This window comes from Candidatus Thiodictyon syntrophicum (genome assembly GCF_002813775.1).
In the GTDB taxonomy this organism is placed as follows: Bacteria; Pseudomonadota; Gammaproteobacteria; order Chromatiales; family Chromatiaceae; genus Thiodictyon; species Thiodictyon syntrophicum.
The window spans coordinates 4,125,783-4,147,398 of record NZ_CP020370.1 but is presented as its reverse complement, the minus strand read 5'-3'; the positions used below and the strand labels follow the sequence as shown (position 1 = coordinate 4,147,398).

Annotated in this window: 10 protein-coding genes; 8 read left to right on the top strand and 2 right to left on the bottom strand. The window is 66.5% G+C overall.

Annotation, left to right across the window (positions count from 1 at the left end; translation table 11 throughout):
* Nucleotides 1–2 precede the first annotated feature (2 nt).
* Together THSYN_RS17330 and THSYN_RS17325 are read right to left on the bottom strand one after the other, a co-directional pair.
* Nucleotides 3–3,110: a sacsin N-terminal ATP-binding-like domain-containing protein gene (locus THSYN_RS17330; RefSeq protein ID WP_100920237.1), complete on the bottom strand. Its 3,108-nt coding sequence runs from the start codon at nt 3,108–3,110 to the stop codon at nt 3–5.
* On the bottom strand, nt 3,107–6,637 hold the full coding sequence (locus tag THSYN_RS17325) for a DEAD/DEAH box helicase (protein WP_100920236.1): 3,531 nt from the start codon (nt 6,635–6,637) through the stop codon (nt 3,107–3,109). Before THSYN_RS17325 ends, THSYN_RS17330 begins: the two co-directional genes overlap by 4 nt.
* 747 nt (nt 6,638–7,384) lie before the next feature.
* On the opposite strand from THSYN_RS17325, the gene THSYN_RS17320 reads away from it, so the two are divergent.
* From THSYN_RS17320 to THSYN_RS17285, 8 genes are all read left to right on the top strand, one after another.
* Nucleotides 7,385–10,690, top strand: coding sequence for a tubulin-like doman-containing protein (locus tag THSYN_RS17320; protein ID WP_100920235.1), 3,306 nt, complete (start codon nt 7,385–7,387; stop codon nt 10,688–10,690).
* Nucleotides 10,691–10,880: 190 nt separating this feature from the next.
* Nucleotides 10,881–13,307: a hypothetical protein gene (locus THSYN_RS17315; RefSeq protein ID WP_100920234.1), complete on the top strand. Its 2,427-nt coding sequence runs from the start codon at nt 10,881–10,883 to the stop codon at nt 13,305–13,307.
* A 289-nt stretch (nt 13,308–13,596) separates the two neighbouring features.
* Nucleotides 13,597–13,887, top strand: coding sequence for a Uma2 family endonuclease (locus tag THSYN_RS17310; protein WP_100920233.1), 291 nt, complete (start codon nt 13,597–13,599; stop codon nt 13,885–13,887).
* The gene (locus THSYN_RS17305; protein WP_100920232.1) at nt 13,884–16,865 is read left to right on the top strand and encodes a Zn-binding domain-containing protein; all 2,982 of its coding nucleotides are present in this window, start codon (nt 13,884–13,886) and stop codon (nt 16,863–16,865) included. The genes THSYN_RS17310 and THSYN_RS17305 overlap by 4 nt, the downstream gene beginning before the upstream one ends.
* A gap of 109 nt (nt 16,866–16,974) precedes the next feature.
* Complete coding sequence (locus THSYN_RS17300; RefSeq protein ID WP_100920231.1) at nt 16,975–17,226, top strand: type II toxin-antitoxin system Phd/YefM family antitoxin; 252 nt, start codon at nt 16,975–16,977, stop codon at nt 17,224–17,226.
* Nucleotides 17,223–17,357, top strand: coding sequence for a PIN domain-containing protein (locus tag THSYN_RS36710; protein ID WP_257791187.1), 135 nt, complete (start codon nt 17,223–17,225; stop codon nt 17,355–17,357). Before THSYN_RS17300 ends, THSYN_RS36710 begins: the two co-directional genes overlap by 4 nt.
* 133 nt (nt 17,358–17,490) lie before the next feature.
* Nucleotides 17,491–19,788, top strand: coding sequence for a hypothetical protein (locus THSYN_RS17290; RefSeq protein WP_100920230.1), 2,298 nt, complete (start codon nt 17,491–17,493; stop codon nt 19,786–19,788).
* A 25-nt stretch (nt 19,789–19,813) separates the two neighbouring features.
* On the top strand, nt 19,814–21,472 hold the full coding sequence (locus THSYN_RS17285; RefSeq protein WP_100920229.1) for a TRAFAC clade GTPase domain-containing protein: 1,659 nt from the start codon (nt 19,814–19,816) through the stop codon (nt 21,470–21,472).
* Nucleotides 21,473–21,616: the final 144 nt, after the last annotated feature.

Here is a 21,616-nt window from a genome sequence, read left to right as displayed (position 1 = left end):
CTCTACGGGTGAAGCAGAGTCTTTAGGTCGAACCAGTGGGTGCCGACGAAGTACAGGGCAACGTCGCGACCGGCCAGACGAAGCGGAATCTCCACGGCTGAAATTTGGTCGTCAGCACCGAGATCAACTATACTGCGGCGCAGTTCCGCGTCGTCGACTTCCCGCGCATACTGATACATCGCAGCACAGGTCGGGCAGAGTGCCAGGCGATTCTGATAATGGCGCGCCTCCGTCTCATGGTCAGCAATGCACTGGATCGCCCCGAAATAATGATCACCGGATGGCAATTTGAAGGGCATTTCATCGTGGCAACACTGACAAACGAGTTGCTCATCAGAATTGAGGTATTTTGCTCGCAGATAGGCCTTGGCTCGCGCCGTCACTTCCGAGACTCCTTGCTGGATCGAGCGTTCCCGGCGGACGCTCTCGACATCAGGGGCATCCTCGGCCTCGTCCAGCACACCCTGTTTCCGCCGCGATGGATTCGGAACAGATTGCTTGGGCTTGGCAACCGGCTTATTCCTATTTATGTTAGCCAGAATCTCATCGGGAGATATCCCGAGGTCTCGGATCATTTTCCATTTCTCTGCTTCCTCCGCCGATCCGAATCCCATTTTCCGTGCATCGGCTTCCCTCTGTTGATGAGATTGTGAGTTTCTTACCGAGTCCTGACCGAATTCAACCGCTTTCAGCCACGCCGAACCCGGATCGAAAGGAAACCCCGCCGGTAGAAGATCGCGGGTCGCGGCTGACGGCCTAACGAGACGGTCATTTTCCTGCGGCACCCATTCCGCAGCCATCAAGTCGTGAACAAGCTGAGAACGTGCGTAGCGAGGATCATTACTCTTATTCATTCGGTACGTGGCACTCAGATAATCCGGACTACGGGGAAGGCTACACATGGTCTCCCAAATCAGCATAGCTAATGCGTGCGACGGGTGTTTCAGGGCTTGCCTTAGTCCTTGGATCATATAATCACAATCAGTCCCCGAATAAGTCGATTGACCGCTAGCCAATCGTAGATATGCCCATTCCGGATTACTCCCGCAGGAGATCTTGACTACCTCTAAAGCGGTTTGTACACCCACTCCCTTACAGAACTTGGCGAGCCTACCAGACTCAATGCCGGCATTCTGGTACTCATCCGCCAAGGGAAAGCGTGCGGCCTTTTCTCCGAAGGAGTCATAAAATGCCTTGATTCCGGTTTCCAAATATGGGGTGTCGAGAAAGCACTGACTCGGTTTTCCCCATTTGTCATCTGATCGCTTGAGGATAAGGAAGTCTCGAAAGATGGCGGCAGCTTCTGGCTGCTTCTCGACTAGGGAAACAAAGAGATCAATGTCAGAAATATCCGGTGCGAAGGCGTTACGTTCGTACCGGCGATTCAGGATTCTCTCGACGCGTTCTTTTTCGCCGATTCTGCGAACACCAATTTCGTCAAGGAACTTTCTAGGCGCCTGATCATCGATCGAATTTCCTTCTGTCTGATACAGAGCGGAGTCGATCTGAGGGAAGTCCACATCGTCTTGGGCGCTGGTTTCAGGGTAATAACACTTGCCGCCAATAGTGTAGGTTCCGTCCACCAGCCTTACGATCCGAACATTCTTTAACTTTTCGAGTTCCTTGGTTTTGTTTGCGGCAGATCCGTTCAAGTACTCCCAGAGCAAGCGGTATAGCTGCCGATGCCATGCTGCCGACTTGTTGGCAAGCCATTTTTCAACGTCGCCAGGCTCTATGTTTGCCGGGGGTGCGAAGTCACCTTGCCTATTGCTCAATTTGTTCCAGAGTGTCTCAACAAACTGTTGGGTATCCCAATCTTTCGCGGCGAGTCCAGTTAAGAAACGGTCTACGTTGGAATTCCTCTGAGTCGCCCCGATGGCCCAAATGGGTGGCTCGCCTTCATAGTCAACCAAGAACTCAAGATCTTCCTCGGTCAGAAATCCTTTGATAGGCGCACGGGCTCGTAAAAGATGTATAGCGGGAGCGTGTGTCTTCGCATAAGTCGGCGTTAGAGGAAACGCATTCATCTCATGAATGATCGCACCACGAATACCCTGGTACCGCACAGGTATCACGTCTTGCGGATTCGGAAGGACGGACAAGAAGTCGGCTGTCAGTAAACCTTCGTCGCGAATGGTATAAAGCGCGCTCGCTGCGCGCGCGGCGAGTTGGTCAAACAGCGGTTGGTTCGCGGTGGTGTCCTTGACGCTCGCCCGGCTCAACTCCGGCACGAAGGGTGCGTGCAGGTGAAACCGAAGGCCCGATTGTTCTTTCTCGGCGGGGAAGGATATAGCAACTCGTCCCGGCTCTGCCGACTCTATTCTTGCTTGCTTTGCGAGAGGCTGCTTAGAGTCGAACGCTTCGACGTTCGGAAGCAGTGAGAGTTGAAAAGCAACTGCGACACGTTGTTTCTGTAATCCCGATACCACCTCATCGAATACCAGAAAATGCGATGTTGCCACCACCTGTCCGTTCACTATTCTTAGTGTTTCGACGTGGTGTTCAGAGTGCTTTATTCTTTTGAGTTCCACCGGGTCCGCGGATGACACTGACCAGGAAATCGATTGTAGGTCAACTAAGAACAGAAGGCTTGTCTCCGAGAGATCACTGAGTCCCCTTGCGATCTCAGCGTGTGCTGCCGCAGGTGGCTTCTTAAGGTTGTTAAACGGAAAGTCGAAACGGGTCAGTTTTCCGAGTGCTGGCGATGAGGGGATCTCGTAAGGCAACACTAGGTCGCAAATCTTAAATGAGAATGTTGGAGACCAAATATGCGGCGTGTCCGTGTAAGCAAAGACGGCCTTGAATCCAACTCCAAATTGGCCGATCTTGTCTAAATCCCTCGCTTTTGTACCATCCCCGATATTGGTGATGCCAAATAAGTTATCAGCGTCAAAGGGTGTGCCATCGTGCTCAAACGTCAGCGTATGTTCGGACAGAGTGAATTTGGCGTAAGTCGCCCCGACGTCTTCGGCATTTTGCAGTAATTCGTAAATGAAGTGAACATCATCGGGATATAGATCCTCTACGATCAGACTTCTCAGTCGCGGGTATTCCCTAAACGTCTGTGCGAGGCTCTCTCGTTTGGAGCGGACCTGTGCGATAATGCTCATTGTACACCGTCTCCCGTTACAGTAATCATCCCCATTGCTATAGACGCGGCGATGACATCGCTTTGCTGACATGCCCGTCGCAGGTCTGTTGCTCGCTGCTCATAATCCCGGTGGGCGGCCGTGATTTGTGCCTCGCGCATCCGAACTATGCGTGACTCCGTTATGGTGATGCGTTGCTCTTCAAGTAATGCGAGACGTGCCGCATGAGTTGTACTAAGCGAGGCGACGCGTGTCACAGCGGCGCTTTGCACCTGTTCCATGTGGGCAGCGCGGGCGTCGAGCCATAGTCGGTAGTGAACTTGTTCCAGTCTGGCTTCCTCATCCGCCGCAAGCAGATCAACATCGCAATCTCGGGGCGTCGCGAATTCAAGCAATTCCAAAAGGTACTTGGCAATGTGCGGATGGAGGCAAACCGGTTGAAACGTGAAGTCATCCTTGAGCCCGATCCTGCGCCATTTGTAGATGGCAAAGGGATATCGGCCCGGCGGTACCGCATTGGTTTGGGCAGTGAGGTTACAGGTCAAGACGGCAGCGGGCTCTTCCGCCTCCGCGGCCTGGCGTGCAAGCGGGTGCATCGGGGTGATAAAAGCGATCAATCGCTGCTCGTCCGCGGTCGCCTGGTCGAAGGTGATGGCAAGGCGGGGATCGTTACCCTTGAGCCAGCGTTCCCATGCCTGGGCGACGGTGCCGGTGAGTTTGAGCGCCTTGAAGTCCGCAAGGAGCTTGTCGCGGACCTCTTGTCCGAGTTGCAGGGTGGTGACGGCCTTTGAGCCGAGCGACTTAGGCAGGCTGGCGGCCCCACGCGATTCCAGGTAGCGGGCGATCAGATTGGCGAGCATGGCCGGGCGCAGCCAGAAGCTCGCGGCCTGACGGACCATTTCCTCGTCCCGCTTGGGCAGTGCCAGGCCGAAGAGCTTGGCTTGGTGCTCTTCGAGCCGGGTCTGCTCCTGGATGACACGGATCTCGTTGTCCGAGATCTGTTGCAGCCGGGCGGACTGCTCGGCAGGGGTCAGGGTAAGGTTCTCGGCGATCTCGCGGATCTCGCGGGTCAGTCGGCCGAGGATCTCTTCGCTGCCGCCGAGTGCCTGGCGGAAGACGCCGATGCGCAGCAGGCAGCGTTCGTAGATCTCGGCATCGACGGTGCCGGGGGTGATGAAGTTGTAGATGGCGACGGTCTCGCTCTTCTGGCCGTAGCGGTCGATACGGCCGATGCGCTGCTCGACGCGCATGGGGTTCCAGGGCAGATCGTAGTTCACCAGGCCGTCGCAGAATTGGTAGTCCAGTCCCTCGCAGCCGACCTCGGAGGACAGGAGCAGGTCGAGGGCCGCGGGATCCTCTTTGGGGAGGCTGAAGCGGTTGCGCAGATCGCGGCGGTCTTCTTCCGGGATGTCGCCGTGGATCAGGCCGGTGCGGACGGGCTGGTCGGCGAGCTTGGCGATCAGATAGGCGAGGGTGTGCCGGAAGCTGCTGAAGACCAGGAGCTTGTTGTTGAGTAGCGCCTGCTTGTCGTGGATGACCTTGAGGAAGGCGGCGAGCTTGGGGTCCGGGCCGTTCAGGGCGCGGGCGCGCTGGACGATGGATTGAACCTCGGCCCGGAACTGGTCGAAGGTGTCGCTGAGTACGTCGGGGCTGTCGTCGTCGCCCATTTCGCACAGTTCCAGTTGGGACAGGTGGCGGTCGAGGATGGCCTCCAGGTAGGGCGCGAGGCCGAAGACGCAGCTTGCGAGTTGGCGGTGCACGGTGGTGAGCATGAACCGAAGGTTCCGGTCGCCGTGGCGGCGGGCGAGCATGGCGCCGATGAGTTGGATCAGGTCGGCGTGCAGCGCCTGCTGTTCCGGGGTGTAGTCGACCGCGACGGTCTCCGGCTTGCGGGTGGTGAAGCTGCCGATGTCGCGGCGGCGGGTGCGGTTGATGAGCGGCGAGAAGGTGTAGAGCCCTTCGAGTAGGCCGACCAGACTCAGGCGGTCATCCGGGGTGGGGTCCGCGGCGTCGAGCAGGTCATGGGCGGTTTGGGTGCGCGGGTCGGCGGTGAGCACGTTGCGGCCCCAGGGGGTGGCGATGGCGGCTTGGATGGCGGCGCGGGCGTTCCCGCGCCAGTCCGGGCCGGCGCCGCGGACAGATTCGATGGCGGCGTTGATGTGCGGGTTGGGCTCGGCCATTTGCTCGTACTCGCGGCGGCTGGGCAGCAGGTCCGGGCGCAGGAGGTGGAGCAAGGTGTAGAGATCGGGGTCGCCGAGTTGGATGGGGGTGGCCGAGAGCAGGACGACGGCCTCGGCGTTGTCGCAGAACCAGCGGACCGCACGGTAGGCCCAGGTCTCGGTGTTGCGGATGTGGTGGGCCTCGTCGACGATGACCAGGTCGAAGGCGGGCGGTGGGTCCAGACCGAGCAAGCCGCGCCGGGGGCGCCGCCGCTCGGTGTCGCCCATGAGCAGGGCCTCGTCCAGCAGCGAATAGGGCAGGATGGCGCGGGCGTATTTCTGCGGCCAGACGCCGTCCAGGTGGGTCTCTTCGATGCAGTAGCGCAGGGCCGGGCCGTCCAGGTGGTCGAAACGCTCGTCGAAGCGTTTCATCTCTTCGAGCCATTTGCGTTCGGCGACCAAGGGCTTGGGACAGATGACGAGCACGGTCCGCAGTTCGCGGCGGGCCTGAAGCTCCTTGAGGATCAACCCGGCCTCGATGGTCTTGCCGACACCGACCTCATCGGCGATGAGCAGCCGCGGCCGGTCGGCCTGGATGAGCTTGAGCACGGGCCGGAACTGGTAGGGGACGAACTGGATGCGCGAGGCGAAGAGCGAGTAGAGGTTGCCGATGCTCGGGTGGCGCAGTTGGGCGGCGGTGAGTGCGGCGTGCAGTGCGGCCGGGGTGACGCTGGGGCGTGCGGCCGGAACGGCGGCCGGTTCGATCTGGGAGGCGTAATAGGTCGTGACCGCGCCGTCGTGGAAGACCTGGTAGCGGTCCTCGGGGTCGGCCGGGGCACGGGAGACCACGGCGCCGGTGACGGTGGGCTGGGCCTTGAGCCGGACGAGTTGGCCGGGGTCGAAGGCCCCTTGCGATGTCGTTGCGGACGGTTGATCGGCAGGTTTGGCGGACCCGGCCAGTTGCGCGAGGAGCGCGGTTCGCTCGGCGTGGATGTCGGCCAGCGTGGGCTGGTCGGCGCCGATCGCCTGCATCAGCCGCTCGATGGTGTCGAGGTCGCGGAAGCGCTCGTCGTCCGGGATACCGCTGACCGGGGCGTGCGCCCAGCGGTTGCGGATGGTCTGGGCCTCTTTGAGCCAGTTTCTTGTGGTCGGCGGCAAGGAGGCGGCGTGGGCGATCTCGGACCAGTTGCGGTCGGCGATCCGCAGCAGGGCGGCCAGGTCGAGTTGGTCGAGCCGGGTGTAGCCCGCGGTGTCGACGTAGCTGCGCTGCTGGAAGGTCAGTTCTTCCAGGACGTGGGTCTGCCACCAGTGATCGGACAGGCGCGGCAAGACCTCGGCGAGGAAGGCCGCGAGCCGGGTGGACAGGGTGGTCAGGTGGCGGTGGTCCATGCATTTGTCCGTGCGGAACTGGTTCGTGGTCCTGTCACCCGCTCAGGGCAAGACAGCATCGATCTTGTACGCGGTGATGATGGGGTCCGACCATTTTAGCAAGGTATCGGGCTCGGCCTGCCAGCCTTGATCATAACTCCGGCCACGCGCCCTTGCGGCAACCCGTCGCGGCCTGGGGGCGGCCGGAATAGTCGTCCGCTGCCTGTGTCAGCCGCTTGACGGCGTTGCTGTCGCGTCAGCGCTTGTCGTCGCCGTGGCATAAACTCCACGCGATCCAAAATGTTCCATGTCCAGACTTGGCAACGACCGGGAAACTGTGCCATCGTTGGCAGAAGCCTGCCCGCCCCTGCGTGCAGACCGGGGAAGCGTCGCTGTAGGATGGGTAGAGCGCAGCGAAACCCATCGTTACCGTGCGGCTAAGGCGTTGATTGCTGGGTTTCGCTGCGCTCTACCCAGCCTACGGATCGGACCTGCGGCGCGAGCGGTCGTTGGCCGACACTTTAGGTCGGCCTTCAGACCGACCGACTGGGAGTGCCGCACCCAAGTTGCGATCCGGCCGATCCGTAACCGGTGCCATCACAGTCGTTTGAGAGATCGCGCCGCGACTCGGGTGCGGCGCTCCCAGCGGCGGGGATGATGATCGAGGCCGCCGGTGCCGGATCGGTGTCGGCATGGGTCTTTAACTGACAGCGGCAGCGCGCCGACGGTCGGCGCCGCGCCCCTGATGCGACATCCAGAGGAGCAATCATGGCTGATAACGACTATCGCGCCGACCAGGGCACCATCATCCCGACCTTTTTCATCGGGGCCGGCGGGGTGGGCTCGCGGATTGTGGATCGCATCGCGGCGCGGGCGGCCAGCCTGCCGAATTGGGAGACGCAACTGCGCCCGCTGACGTCCTTCATCTCCATCGATACCAATGACCTGGATCAGGATTCGCTCAAATCCATCCCCAAGGGCAACCGGATCAATATCGCCGCCTTCGACAAGCAGAAGGTGGTCGAGTATCTGCGCCGCTCCAATGACCCCCAGACGGAACAATGGCTGCCGTCCACCTATAGCCCGCGGGAGGGTGTCAAGCCGGGGGCCGGACAGATCCGGATCGAGTCCCGGCTGGGCTTTTTCTTTCATTCACCGATGATCCGGCAACGGCTGAAGGACCTGGTGAATCAGGCCCTGACCCCAGGCGTGACCTGGCGTAAGCAGGGCAAGTTCAACGTCTATCTCTTTTGCACCCTGGCCGGCGGCACCGGTTCCGGCAGCTTCCTGTCGCTGGCCTATCTGGTCGATGATGTCATCAAGCGCGCCAATTGGCAGCCGCGGGTGATCGCGAACCTGCTGCTGTCCTCGCTGGTGACGGATAAGGTTGGCCCCGAGCTGCACACCAACATCCATGCCAACACCTATGCGGCGCTGAAGGAACTGGAGAACCTCACCAAGCTCGATTATGCCCAGGTCAAACAGTCCGGGCGCACGGCAGAGCCCTTCCAGTATTTTCGCAATGAGGGCTCGCACGAGACGCTCAGCGTCGGGGCCCGGCCCTTCTTTGTCTCCTTCATCCTCGACCGCCCGCCCCATGTCGGCACCCGGGACCCCGAGAAGGTCATCGCCGATGCCGCCTTCCTGCAGGTCTTCACCCCGGTCATCAACGAGCTTGCAGGCGAATACGACAACTATGAGCAGCACCTGGAGTCACTGACGCGCTTCCCCGGTGACCTGAGCGATGTCGGCGAGGGCTTTGCGAAGAACTACGGTACCTACGGGGCGGTGGCCCTGGTCCTGCCGGGTCACGACCTGCTGGAATACTGTGCCCTGCGCTTCGCCGCCCAGGCACTGCGGTCCCAGATCACCTTCGGTGTCGAGGATACGGACGCGGGCGACGATCGCGCCCGCGCCCTGGCGAAGCTCGCGGTGGATTACAACAGTCCGCGCTTCGCGCAGATGTCCGACGAGGGCCGCGAGGAACTGATCAATGCGTCCTTCGTCGCCTCCGTGCGCGAACTGGCGCGCCAGGATGCCAACGAGGAACTGTTCGACGGCTATTGGTACCGACTGGTGGAGGGCACCGACGCGGGCGCCGTCACCGGGACCACTGAGAAGGGTGAGGAGGTCCGGGCCGATACCCTGGTGCAGAAGGTGGAGCGGCGGCTGGCGGAGCAGCGCGAGGTGCTGATCAACCGGATCACGATCAAGGATCGCACCATGTTCTTCCAGAAGGAGCAGGCCAATGCCTATATCGACATGGTCTCGAAGCTGGAGGAGGAGGTCCGCAAGGGGCACCAACTGGTCGATAACGAGGCGCCGGGTCTGGTGACGGCCGCGCGTGAGGGCGAGGCCGTCACCGGGCTCAAGCTCGACCCGATCCAGGAGCGCTATCTGGTCGTGCGCCTGCTGGAGGTCTGCGGCAAGACCTGGCTCACCGCGGCGCGCCAGGAGGAGCAGGCGACCGAGGCGAAGGATATCGTCAAGTCCCAGAAGAAGCGCGCCGAACTGCGCGATCTCACCTATGAGAACCTGCGCAAGGCGGCGGCTAGCCGGCGGCTCTTCAATCGCGATCAGGACTTCATCCAGGCCAAGGAGGAGGCGCAGGCGGTCTATACCCAGGCCAAGGGCGCGGCCCTGCGCTATCTGGATGCACGGGTGCGCCTGATGCAATTGCGCGGTCTGCTGGAATTCCTGCAGGGGCGCTCGCGCCAATACGTCCGCCTGGCGACCCGCATGGACGGTCTGGTCAAGGAATTGGAGAAGGAGGCGGCCCGGCTGATGGCCGGTGAAACGGCCGTGTTCCCAACCTACAGCATGCGCGTGGAGGTCTTCGAGACCCTGGACGAGCCGCGTCGTCGTATCTGGCAGCGTGTCTACAGCCGGCTCTTCATCGAAGACGGTCACTTCGTCAGCACCTTCGATCGGCAGTTGCTCGCCCAGGCCATTGCGACGGAATTGAAACCGGTGGTGCAGGACGGCGGCCGCGTGGTCGCCAAGGGGGTGGACCAGACCGTCGCCGATCTGCGCCGTGCCATGACCCAACTCGGGCGCGAGCGGCTGCGCGGGCGCATCTTCGGGGGCGGCGACGGGCAGTCGGGGCTCGACGTGATCTCCGGTCTGGACCTTGAGGCCCGACTGATCCTGGAACCCGGTAAGGCACCCGGCGAGCCGGTGACCGATGACGAGGTGGCGGCCTATCGCAAGCGCAAGGTCCTGGCGCTCGGGCAACTGGCGGGGGTGATGGCACGGGTCAGCGCGGCCGAGTCCGCCGCACTCGCCGACGGGGTGGTGACCAACCGTACCCGGCTGGTGGTCCTGGGCGTGGATACCGAGTCAGCGGGGCGCGGTGCCCAGGCGTTCCAGGATGGGCTCATCGATGTGCTGAGCGACGGGGGCCGGCAGGTCAAGACCACGCGCTGGCACGACCCGCGTCTGATCGTGGTCCATGACGTGGTGATGCCGATCCCGCTGTATTATTTCGAGGCCTTGGTCGAGGAGATCGAGCCGTCCTATCTCAAGCTCGCCGGGGACGAGCGGCGCGGCTTTCGCCTGCACACGGACCGTCATTGGGAGGACGCCCTGCCGAACCTCAACCCGCGCCGCGCCGAGGTGTCCGCCGGCTGGGCGCTAAAGACGCTGACGACGGGGCTGATCGCGCGGGTGATCGGAATCGATGCGGTGGCGGTCGAGGGGACGGATCTGGACCTCTTCGTCTGGCGGCGCCAGAGCGGCGCCCCCTTCGTGCTCGGGGCCGAGTTCGTCCTGGCACTGGCCAAGATCGGCGCCATCCACGACGACCTGCACCTGCGCGCCTCCCTGGAGGACCAGGTCCGGCAGCAGTTGGCGGCGATGTCGGGGGAGGCGCGGGAGGAGCGCCGTCAGGAGTTGATCGCCCAGTTGACGGCCGACCTGGACCAGATCAGTGTCAAGCGCGTCCAGGGGATCGAGGGCTCCGCCTACGACTATCTCAACGGCCCGGTCATGCGCGCCCTGCTGCACGGGTTGAAAGAACTGCCGCGCGACCCGGAGGGCGCGCGGGAGGTTCGGCGGGAGCAGAAGCGGTATTAACCCAGGAAAAGAAGTTTAGCCGCAAATGAACGCAAATTGACGCAAATAATCGGAAGACTTGGCCTCTACTGAATGTTCGCCGTCCGGGTGACGCCCGCGACGATGCTAACCAGCAGGGTTATTTGCGCTTATTTGCGTTTATTTGCGGCCAAATTCTCTTTCTAGGTTTAAGGACTCCAGCTCAGGAACCATGCCCAGACCCACCCTCCTGATCGGCTTCGGCGCCTACGGCCTGGATGCCTTGCAGCGGCTACTGCATCAATCGGCCCTGCGCGGCGTGCTGCGCTGGCAGGAGACCCAGAGCGGCGGGGTCGCCTCGGCCCAGCGTCACTTGCGCGACCTGGCCCTGCTGGCGCTCCCGGACCCGTTCGAGCGCTCGGCCGTCGGCACCGCGGTGGGCGGCGCCGGTGCGCCGCAATTCCTGACCGACCTCTATCGCCAGATCAAGGCGCCGGCGGCGGACCAAAGGACCGAGCCGGGGGCCGCGGCGGCGCTGGTGCGGCGCATCGCCGATGCGTTGGTCGCCCAGACCAGCTTCGATCGGCGTGACCCCGTCGGGCTTGACCTCATCGTCCTGGCCCGCCCCGGCGTGCCGGACGCGATCCCGCACCTCGATATCCTCCTCCAGCACTGTCTGGAGTCCCTGGCCGACTCCAGCTTCTTCAAGGTCGCGGTGCAGGGGGCCGCGAATCTCAACTGTATCCTGATCCTGGACTTCGACGACTACTGGCAGGGCGCCGGCGCCCCGGCGGCGGTCGCGACGGCGCGGTCGCTGCGCGCGGCGCTGCGCAACTCCATGCAGGGCTGGGAGCGTCGGCGCTCGGAGCGCCAGGCGGGCGTGGAGCGCTGTTATCTGGTGGATGGGCGTACCGCGGTCGGTTACCGCCCGCCCCATGTGCGTCTCGACGAGGCCGTGCTGTTTCTTGAACTGCTGCTGTTCGAGGGTCTGCGCACCACCCGGCAGGCGCTCTATCAACAGGCGTCGCTCGCCCAGCCGGTCACCGCCACCTTCGGCATCCGCCTGCTGGAGGAGAGCACCCTGGTGCGCAGCCGCGAGGCGGCGGCGACCTTCGGGCGCCGCTGGCTCGACGCCCTGATCGGCGACCAGGAGCAGTGCCCGGACCGCCAGGCACGGCGGGTGCGCGAGACCCTGGCGCCGTTGCGCTGGGAGGCCATCGAGCGGCGCATCGATGACGGCCGCCTGGAGGACCTGTTCGACGTCCGTGCCGAGCAGTTGGTGAGCGCCCTGACGGCCGTGCCGGAGCCGCAGACCGCCGACTGGCCCGAGCGCGTCCAGGAGGTCTTCGCCCGTGAGCGCCAGGCCCTGGGGCAGGCACTGGACCGGGCCGGCTGGGAGATCGTCACCGCCATCAAGGAGGCCCACCTCAAGGACCTGGACCAGCGGGTGGTGGACGCGGTGGACGCCGACCTGCACGACGACCGGGCGCCGGCCTCGCTGACCCTGGTGCGCGCCGCGCTGGACGAGGTTCGCCGGGGACTTGCGGACGGGGCGGACCGCGGTCGGCTGCCGGTCGCGCAGAGCACCGACCCGCTGCAGCGCCTGGGGGTGCTGCACCGACAGTATCGCGCCCAACTCGATGAGTGGTTGACCAGCCAGGGCCGGGCCCTGCAATGGTTCTGGCCCCTGTTCGCCCTGGTGCTCGCCCTGGGGCTGGCCGCTCTCTCGGTGCGGCTCGTCTACGAGATCAACCCGCCGGGTCGGGACTGGCTGGATGCGTTGGTGCAGGCGCTGCGCACCATGAATCATCCACTGTCCTGGACCCTGGTCTGGTTTGTGCTGCTCTGGGCCGTCCTGGCACTGCGGGTCCAGCCGCTGATCACCGGGCGCATCGCGCGCGCCCAGCGCTTTTACAGCAGTGCCCAGCGGGGCCGCTTCCACGACCACCTGCGTGACCTGGTGGACCCCTTGCGGGAGTCGCTGTTGGCGCGGGTGCGCCGAAACCTGCGCGCCAGCCTGACCAACGAGGTGCAGAAGACCCTCACCCGCATCGGCGAGCGCCTGGCCGAGCGCGGGCGCGAGATGGTCTGGCTGCGGCGCCAGCTAGCCGAATTCCTGCGCCTGAGCAGTCAGCCGGCCATGGCGGTACGCCACTGGGTGCGGGGCGCGGCGGGCCTCGAGACCATCATGGCGGTGCGGCCGCTCGAGCGGATTTGCTACCCGCAGGACGACCTGCCCCGTCCCTTCGCGGGCTGGAGCGAGCACTACTGCGACGCCTTTCTCGATCCGCTGCGCTTCATCGATATCCTGAGCAAGCGCTACGCGGATGCCGAGGAGGAGGAGCAGGCGCGGCGCACCGCGGCCGATGACTGGCCGCAGCGCCGCCGTGAGTTGATCGACTTCATCGACGACAGCAAGCTGGCCCCCGCCTGCCGCTTCCTGCAGGATACCGGCGTCGCGCAGGAGCGCCGCTGGTGCATCGCCGCGCCGCGCTGGCGCGCCATCCCGGGGATGGTCGATGAACTCAACAACCGGCTCGGTATCATCGACGAGGATATCGTGCCTGCCGCCGACCGCTCGCGGGTCTATCTGCTGGTGTTGCAGACCGGGGTGGCGGCGGTCAATCTGGAGCGGGGGGAGGGCTGGGCCGGGTTCTGAGGGGCCAGCGATCGGGACCCCAAGCGCCCTCGACCGTGACTAGGCCGGGCACCATATCATTAAGGCACGAGGGCGCGCCGGTCGGCATGTTCGAGGCATGACGCTAAGACTCAAGAAAGAGTATTTGGCCGCAAATGAACGCAAATAGGCGCAAATAAATCTGCTGGTTAGCAGCGTCGCGGGCGTCATCCGGACGGTGAGCATGGAGTAAAGACCAAGTTTCTGATTATTTCCGTTAATTTGCGTTCATTTGCGGCTAAACTGCATTTTCTGCGTAAGAGAGTACCCCATGTCACTGCAACCCAAGTCCATCCTGACCTTCGACGACTGGCTGGCGGGCGAGCGTGCCGCGCTCGAGTCGCGCAGCGAGTACCGCGACGGCGAGGTCTTTGCCATGACCGGGGCGCTGGAGCAGCACAATGCGGTGGTAACCAATATCAGCGGACAATTGTGGATGCAAATGAAGGGTCGCCCCTGCCGCGTCTATGCCAACGACATGAAGGTCCGTATCCGTTCGGCCAACGCCGGCACCCTGTCGGTGGCTGAGATCTATGACAAAGTCGACCTGGAGCACGCGTGATCGCCGCCGCCCCCTGGCTGGTCCCCTTGGTGGTCTTCGCCGTCGCCCTGGCGCTGGCGCTCGGGATCAATGCCGCGGTCATCGCGCGGCGCCCGACCCGCGACAGCGCCGCCCTGTGGACCGCGGTGCTGGTCTGGACCGCCGGCCCCCTGGCCGCGCTGGTGCTCTATGCCTGGACCCTGCAACTGGTGGATGCCGCCTGGTGGCACCGGGGCTGGCACCCGCTGTTCGACGCGACCGGCCTGCGGCTGGCGCTGCCCTGGCTGCCGCCCCTGGACCTGCGGGTCCCCTCGCCGGTGGGTCCGGATGGACTGCGCCTGGCCCATCCCGAGTGGTGGGCGCTCGCCATCCCCTTCGTGGTCTGGCTGGCCGTCCTCCTGACGCGGCTCGTACTGCCGGCCCCGGTGCGTGCCCCCGATCAGGCGCGCCCCGGGGCCTGGCTGGCCGGCTCCGCGGGCTTCGAGAATTCCCGCCGCTGGGTGCTGTGGGCCCTGGTCCCGCCGTTGCTGCTGCTGCTCCTGTGGAGCGCCCCCGACCTGGGGGAGGGGCTGGCGCAGGAGCGGGCCGCGCCCTGGGGCCTGCTTGCGGTCGTTGCGATCACCCTCATCGCCATCGCATTCAGCCGCGGCCCGGACGCCGCGGCGGCGACCGACCAGGCGGGCGCGGCGCCGCCCGCGGCCCCCGGCGACTGGGCGGCGGCGCTGCGCGGTGCCGGCTTCGCCGTCCAGACCCTGTGTCGGCTCCCGGCCACCGAGGCGGCGCCGGAAAGCCGCGAGCCCGGGGCACGCGCCCTGCTCGACCAGTGGCCCTTCCTGCGGGAGCGCCGCGTCGCCCCGGAACTGATCGAGGCCGTCGCCGACCTGTTCGGTCCGGACGCGACGCGGCGCGGCGGGCGCAACCGGCTGATCCTGGCGGCGGACGACGCCGGTCAGTTGGAGGCCCTGGCGGTCGCGATCCAACTGACCCACCTGCGTCTGGAACTGGTGACCCTGGTCGTGGTCCCGCAAGCCCCCGCGGCCTTCGCCGCGCGGCTCGCGCCCTGGCTGCCAGGCCCCGAGGCGATCCACCTGCCGCGGGCGGCTGTGCCCATCGACAGCACCGCCATGGCCTGGGTGCTGGATGTCGGCACCCTGTCGGAGCAACTGGCGGACCTGGGCGACAACCCCGTGCTGCTCGGGCGCATCGGTCTGACCGTGTGGTTCGACCTGGACGCCTATTCCGGGGTCCGGGCCGCCAACTTCTGGGCCCTGTCCCACCGTCTGGATCGGCTGCTGCGTGCCCGCGGCGCCCAGGAGGCGCGCTCACTCACCTTCGCGCGCGATCACCGCGGCCATGAGGCCAACTTTGCCGCCTTTTGGTCGCAACTGCTGCCCTACGACTATCAGCCCGAGGAGCGGGTGCTGGTTGCCCGGCGGCGCCCCCATCCCATCGCGATCCACCTGCTGGAACCGGGCGCGGACTCAAGGCCCCCAGACCCCGCCAATCCGGACCCTGGCGACCCCAGCCTGGCGGCCCTGCGGGCCAGCGTGGCGGCGGGGTGGCGCACCCGGTTCGACCCGCCGCCCACCCTGGACCTGGTGCGGGCCGGCGACTTCCTGCAGCAGCAGGTCGGCGGGCACCGCCTGGCCGAGCGTCTGGCGCCCGACCCGGCGGACGCCGCGGCGCGGATCCTGGAGGTCGGCGCCGCGCAGGTGCTGGCGCTGGCCGACCTGCTGGCCCAGGGCGGGCGCGCCCTGACCGCCTTGCCGACCCACCAGGTGGGCCTGCTCGCGGCGCCCGGCAACCCCTATGTGCGGCACCTCCTGGCGCAGTTGGCGCAGGACCCCGAGGCCTTCTTCCGGCGCGTGCGGCGGTTGGTCCCCGGGGTGCCGCAGCCGGCGATCGTGCGCCGCCATCTGCTGCTTGCCCTGCGCGAGATGGAGGCCGTGGCGAGCGGGCTGCTCGATACCTTCCAGTGGCGCGACGCGATCCTCGACCCGGTCTTGGAGGAACTCGCCAACCGCCACGAGATCGCGCGGCGCGACGTCCGTTTTCTGGACGACAACCTTGTTCTCAAGGTCGATACCGGCTATCGCAGTTCGGCGGCGCAGTATCGCCCGGGGCCCCTGGACACCGTGGGCGATCAGTTGGTCTCGGTGGTCCTGCGCGAGGCCGGGGGGGCCCTGGCCCTGCTCCAGCGCATCGACCCGGAACGCGCCACCATCGTTGCCTATCCCCGGCGCGTCTTCCAGGTCGCGGGTCAGTCCTACCGCATGAACCCCTGGCCCGCGACCAGCGCAGCGGCCATCAGGCGCGCAGGCGTTCTCTATTGCACCCGCACCGATGACCCGGCACTGACCTGGCGGGTGAGTGAGCCGCGCCTGCGCCGCACCCAGGTCGACACCCGCCACAACCAGGTCTTCCTCGACCAGGGCGGCCTGAACAAGGTCGTGATCCAGACCTGGTACGAGGAGGAGGTGACCGGCATCATCGAGGTCCGGCCCGAGCGCCACGGTGCCTTGCGCCGCAGCGAGCCCCTGTGGGGCGAGCCCATCGAGAGCCTGGCCTTCCCCACCCAGGGGCTGCTGCTGCGCTTCCTCGCCGAGGACCTGGACGAGGCCCCCGCCGCCCTGCACTCCATCGCCGCGGCCCTGGGTCAGGTGTTGGCGGTCCATGTCGGGGTGGAGGAAGACGCGGTCCTGGTCATGGCCGCGCAGGGGCTCAAGGTTGGCCGACGCCGCGAGTCCGGCCTGGTGATCCTGGACCTCCATCCCCAGGGCCTCGGGCTGATCGATGCGCTCAATGACGACGACGACCTGCTGCGCCGGCTGCTCGCGTACACCCGCGACTGGCTGGCCGAATGCCCCTGTGCCGCCGCGGCCGGTTGTCCCCTGTGCCTGCAATCCCCGCCCGCGATCGCCGCCACCCGCCATTCGGTCGAGCGCCGGCTGAGCCGCGGCGAGGCGGTGGAGGTCCTGCGGCGGGTGTTGGGGGGTTGAGGGCGGCGCCTCCACCCACCGGTTGCGCACCTGTCCGACGGCGACTCAGACCCTGCTGCCTGGTTCCTGCCGTATACTGATCAGACTGACCAGTCCCGGAGGATTTTCCATGCGTCAATGGGCGTTACAAGATGCCAAGGCCCGCTTCAGCGAGGTGGTACGGCTGGCGTGCGAGCATGAGCCGCAGGAGATCACCTTACGCGGTGAGCCCGCGGTGGTGGTGTTGTCTCGCGTCGAGTTCGACCGGTTGACCAAACCGCGCGAATCGCTGGTGGAGTTCATGCGGCGCTCTCCTCTATACGGGGCGGATGACCTGGAGTTGGTGCGCGATCAGAGCCTCACGCGCGAGGTCGAACTGTGAGTTGGCTCATCGATACCAACGCCTTATCCGAGTTGAAAAGCGCACTGGTGCATGGCCTCACCCTGATGACCCGCAACCTGGCCGACTTCACGCTGCCCTCGCTACGGGTCGTCAATCCCTGGGACGAGTAAGCCGGAGTGCCGTCAGCGGTGTTGGTGGTGGATGCGCTACGCTTATCCACCCTACAATCGTTTTTTTCTTATTTGCGTCCATTTGCGTTCATTTGCGGCCAAATCATCTTCGTGGGCAACCGACGTAACCAGCGTGGCAACAAACAACCGAGCCCTTCTGATCGACCTGCGCGACCGCCTGCTGGCCTGCGCCGCGGCGGTGCCGCCGCGCGCCGAGTCCTTTCACCGTGAACTCACGGCGCTGCTGGCCGAGGTCGAGGGTGCCCTGTCATGGCGCGGGGTCCTGGGCCGGGGTCAGAGCACGCCACGGCTGGCCCCCCGGGTGGCGGCGCTGGCGGCGCGCGGCGAGGCGCTGCACGGGCTCTTCGACCGGCTCGCCCGGATCGAGGGGCAGTTGGCCGCGGCCGCGCAATCCCTGGAGCGGATCGCGGCCCCGGGGCTGCGCGAGCCGGACTGCATCCCCGCGATGCTGGGGCACCTGGGTGCGGAGACGCGCCGCCTGGGCCGGCAGGTGCGGACCGACGACGACCTGATGGTCGATCAGCGTCGTTGCGAGACGACGGGGGTCGCGAGCGCGCGGCTCACGCAGGCCCTGGCCCTGTGGCTCAGCGCCGAGACAGTGCTGACCCGGATTCGCGCCTCCAGCCGCACCGCGGCCCTGGAGGCGGCCCTGCCGGAGCTTGGCGAGCGGCTCTGCCGCACCGGGCCGACCCCGGAGTGGCAGGCCGAGGTCAAGGCCCTGGTGGACCCGCTGGAGCAGTTGGCGAGCCGCGAGCAACCGCGCGAGATCACCCAAACGCAGTTGATCATCAAGGCCCTGCCGCGCTGGGCCCGGGCCCTGGGCGAGGACTGCGACGCCGGCGACGCCCTGGCCGAGCGCTTCACGGCCAGGCGCAAGGACTGGCCCGGGGAGGATGATCGGACCTTCGAGGAACTGTTCGAGCAGGCGCGCGCCCTGGAGCAGGACCTGGTGGGGCGCGCCGCCGAGCGCCGCCGCGCCGGGCTCGCGGACCTGGGGGCGCGCTGCGCCCTGTTTGCGCAATTGGTGGGGGCCGATCCGGACCTCGACGAACTGGTCCAGGATCTCAGCGCCGAGACACCGGACAATCCCCGCGACCACGAGGACTGGTGCGAGCAGTTGCGGGACGCCGACGAGGCCTTCCGCAACCGCGTGAAGCGCTCCGAGACGGCCCTGTTGGCGACCTTCAGCGCCGACCTGGGGGACTGCCGGACGCGCCTGGAGGCCCTGGGTGCGACCCCGCGCCAGCCGGCGCGCGACGCGGAGCTGGCCCGGCTGCGCGATGACTTCGCGCGCCTCGCGCGCACCGGCCCGGGTGCCGACCCGCTGAGCCTGCTCAACCAAGTGGAAGGGGCGCGCGGGTTGCGGGCGGACCTGGAGGCATTGGAGGCGGCGCTCCATGAGGACGACGCCGCGCTTGCAGCGGCACACGCGGACCTGGAACGGCGTCGGTGCTGGCTGGCGGAGCGCGCGCCCGGGTTGGGGATCGTGGTTCCGACGATGACGGTGGGCAACCAGGCGTCAGGCGCCGCCGACGCCCAACTGGCGCAGCAGGAGCGGCTGCTGAGCGGCGCCGAGGCCCGCTTCGCCCAGGTCGGTCGGGAGGCGATCGAGGCAGCCAACCGGCGAATCGACCAACTGCTGGCGGTGCTGACCCCGGAGCGTATCGCCGCGGCGGGACTGGACCTGGCGGCGATCCCCGCGGCGCCGGACGAGGGCCTGGGCCGGATCGACGACACCCTGGGGCAGGTCCGCACCCGGCTCGTCGCACTCGAGTCGCTGGCGGCCGACGAGGAGCAGTCCCTGACGGCCAGTGCCGCGCAGTTGCGGCAGGTGCTGGAGCTGATCCCCGCCGCACCGCTCGGCCGCCACGACCGCGACGACCGCGAGGCCATGCTGCGGCAGTTGCAGCAGTGGCGCCCGGACGCCCCGGCCGACCCGGTGGAGCGACTCACCGCGCTGCGCGAACTGATCGAGAACGCGCGGCATATCGAGCAGCGGATCGCCGCCGCCGCCCGGCAATTGCAGGCGCGCCGCGAGGCCCTGGGCGAGCGGCTGCGCCGCTTCAATGGGCTCTTTCTCCAGGGCTACTGTCCGGACCTCTATGGCCGGGTCGAGGCCCTGGTCCACCCGCCGGCGCAGACCCGCTGGCCGCGCGGCGCCGAGGCGGGGCAGTTGCAGGAGGCCGAGCGGCTGTTGCGATTGCTGGAGCGCCAGGCGCAACGCCTGGCCGCGCGCGAGATCGGCGAGACCCTGCAGGTCCTGGAGCGGCAGGCCCGGCGCGGCGCGGACCCGCAGGTCCGGGCCCTGGTCGCCACGGTCCAGGGGCTGCCACTGGAGCAACCACCCCCGGCGCGCCTGCGCCGCCAGTTGGCCGAGCAACTGCGCACGCTCGGCCTGGAGCGCCCATGACCGGCCCCCAGGAGTCCAAGGCATCATGACTGATCTGGAACAACTTTGGTCCTGGCCCGCCCTGGCCGGCCTGCCGCGCAGGCCCCCTCCGCTCACCTGCGAGCACGGTGTCCTCGGCAGGGAGTCCGGGGGCGCGCCGGCGTTCCAGTGGCTCGCCGCCAGCCCCGGCTGCTCCGGCCCGACCTCGGACCTGGCCCGGGAGCTGGCGCTGGGGGCCGAGGACGTGGTCCGCGACACCCTGCTGTGGCACAGTCGCGCCGGGCTGCACCAGGCCGTGCGCTGTTGGGCGCCGCAGCACCAGGGGCGCCCCCCCGTGCTGGAGCGGGAAAAGCAGGTGCTGGAGTGGGCGCGCCCGGCCGACCTGCCCGCCGCCCTGGGCGCCCTGGTCCTGCTGCCGCTGGCGGCGGACCGCGACGATTCGGCGTGGCGGGACGGCGTGCTCGACCCCTTCGCCGGGCGCCTGTTCTTCACTCTGGCGCCCACGGCCATCCCGCCCGCGGCCCTGACGCCGGCGGCACTGGCACAGACCATCCGCACGGGCACCGCGGAACTGCGCCGCCGCTGCGAGGAGGGCGTGCTGGCGGACCTCTACGCCCGGCTGCTGGCCGGACACCGCGGGGTCTACCCGGCGCGCGAGCTCGAGCCGCTGGGCCCCGCCGCCCTGGCCGCCCTGCTGCTGCCCCTGCCGCGCGACCTGGCCGACCGCCTCTCGCTGCTCGGCTGGCTGCCCTCGACCACCCAGGACCCGGGGCCACTGGATCGCCAATGGGACCTGATCCTCGGCGGCGACGCCGCCGCGCCGCCGCCCTCGGGCGAGCCGGCGCCGGGCGCGGCGCTGCGGGCGCGCGCCCTGTCCATGGCCCAGGCGATCCTCGGGAATGACCCGCGCGCCTTGCCCCAGGCGGCGCCGGCCCGCGCCCCGACTCCGATCCCGACCAAGTTGACCCTGTGGGGTCCCTCCGGCTCCGGCAAGACCGTATTCCTCGGCCAACTCTACTGGCAGTTGAGCGGTTCCCGGCAGGACGACTGGGTGGTCTATCCGGGCGAGACCGGGCTCGATTTCCTGGAACTGATGCGCGACACCATGTATTCGCGCAATGCCTTTCCGCCCGGCACCACGCTCGGCAGTGCGCTCGCCATCGTCTGCCACCTGGTCCACCGCCACACCGGGGAGCGGGTGACGCTGGCCTTGGAGGACCGCGCCGGCGCGGACTACGAGGGGCTGCACCAGGAGGTCCAGGAGCGGCTGCTGGCGGCCGACGGCATCATCCTGCTGCTGGACCCCAAGCGGCAGGACGATCGGGTCTTCAACGAGGTCTCGCACACCTTCGAGCGCCTGCTGCTCGCCGCCGGGCGGGTGGCACAGCAGGACCCCCGGCCGGTCGCCGTCTGCGTGACCAAGGCCGATGAGCTGATCGAGACCCCGGACGACTATCGCTGCGCCCTGACCGACCCCGCGGGCTTTGCCGCCGCGCACATCGACCAACGCCTGCACCATTATCTGGAGACCCGCTTCGCCCGCTTCGCCCTGTTCCCGGTCTCCGCCGCCGGGGTGCGGATGCGCTTCGGGGCCATCGAGCCGGTGGTCTTCTACGACGAACTGCTGCGCCCGCGGATCAACTGCGGCCAGCCATTCAACCTGCTCGCACCGATCGATTGGCTGATCAGGCAGGTGGCGGTATGAGCCCAGAAAGAGGAGTCATCCACAGATGAACACAGATGAACACAGATGATTTGCTGGCTTACGTTTGGTCCGAGGCTCACCGTGCGGGTGATTGTGACAGTGGCGATAACCGTATGACAATGCGAAGAACATCTGTGTTCATCT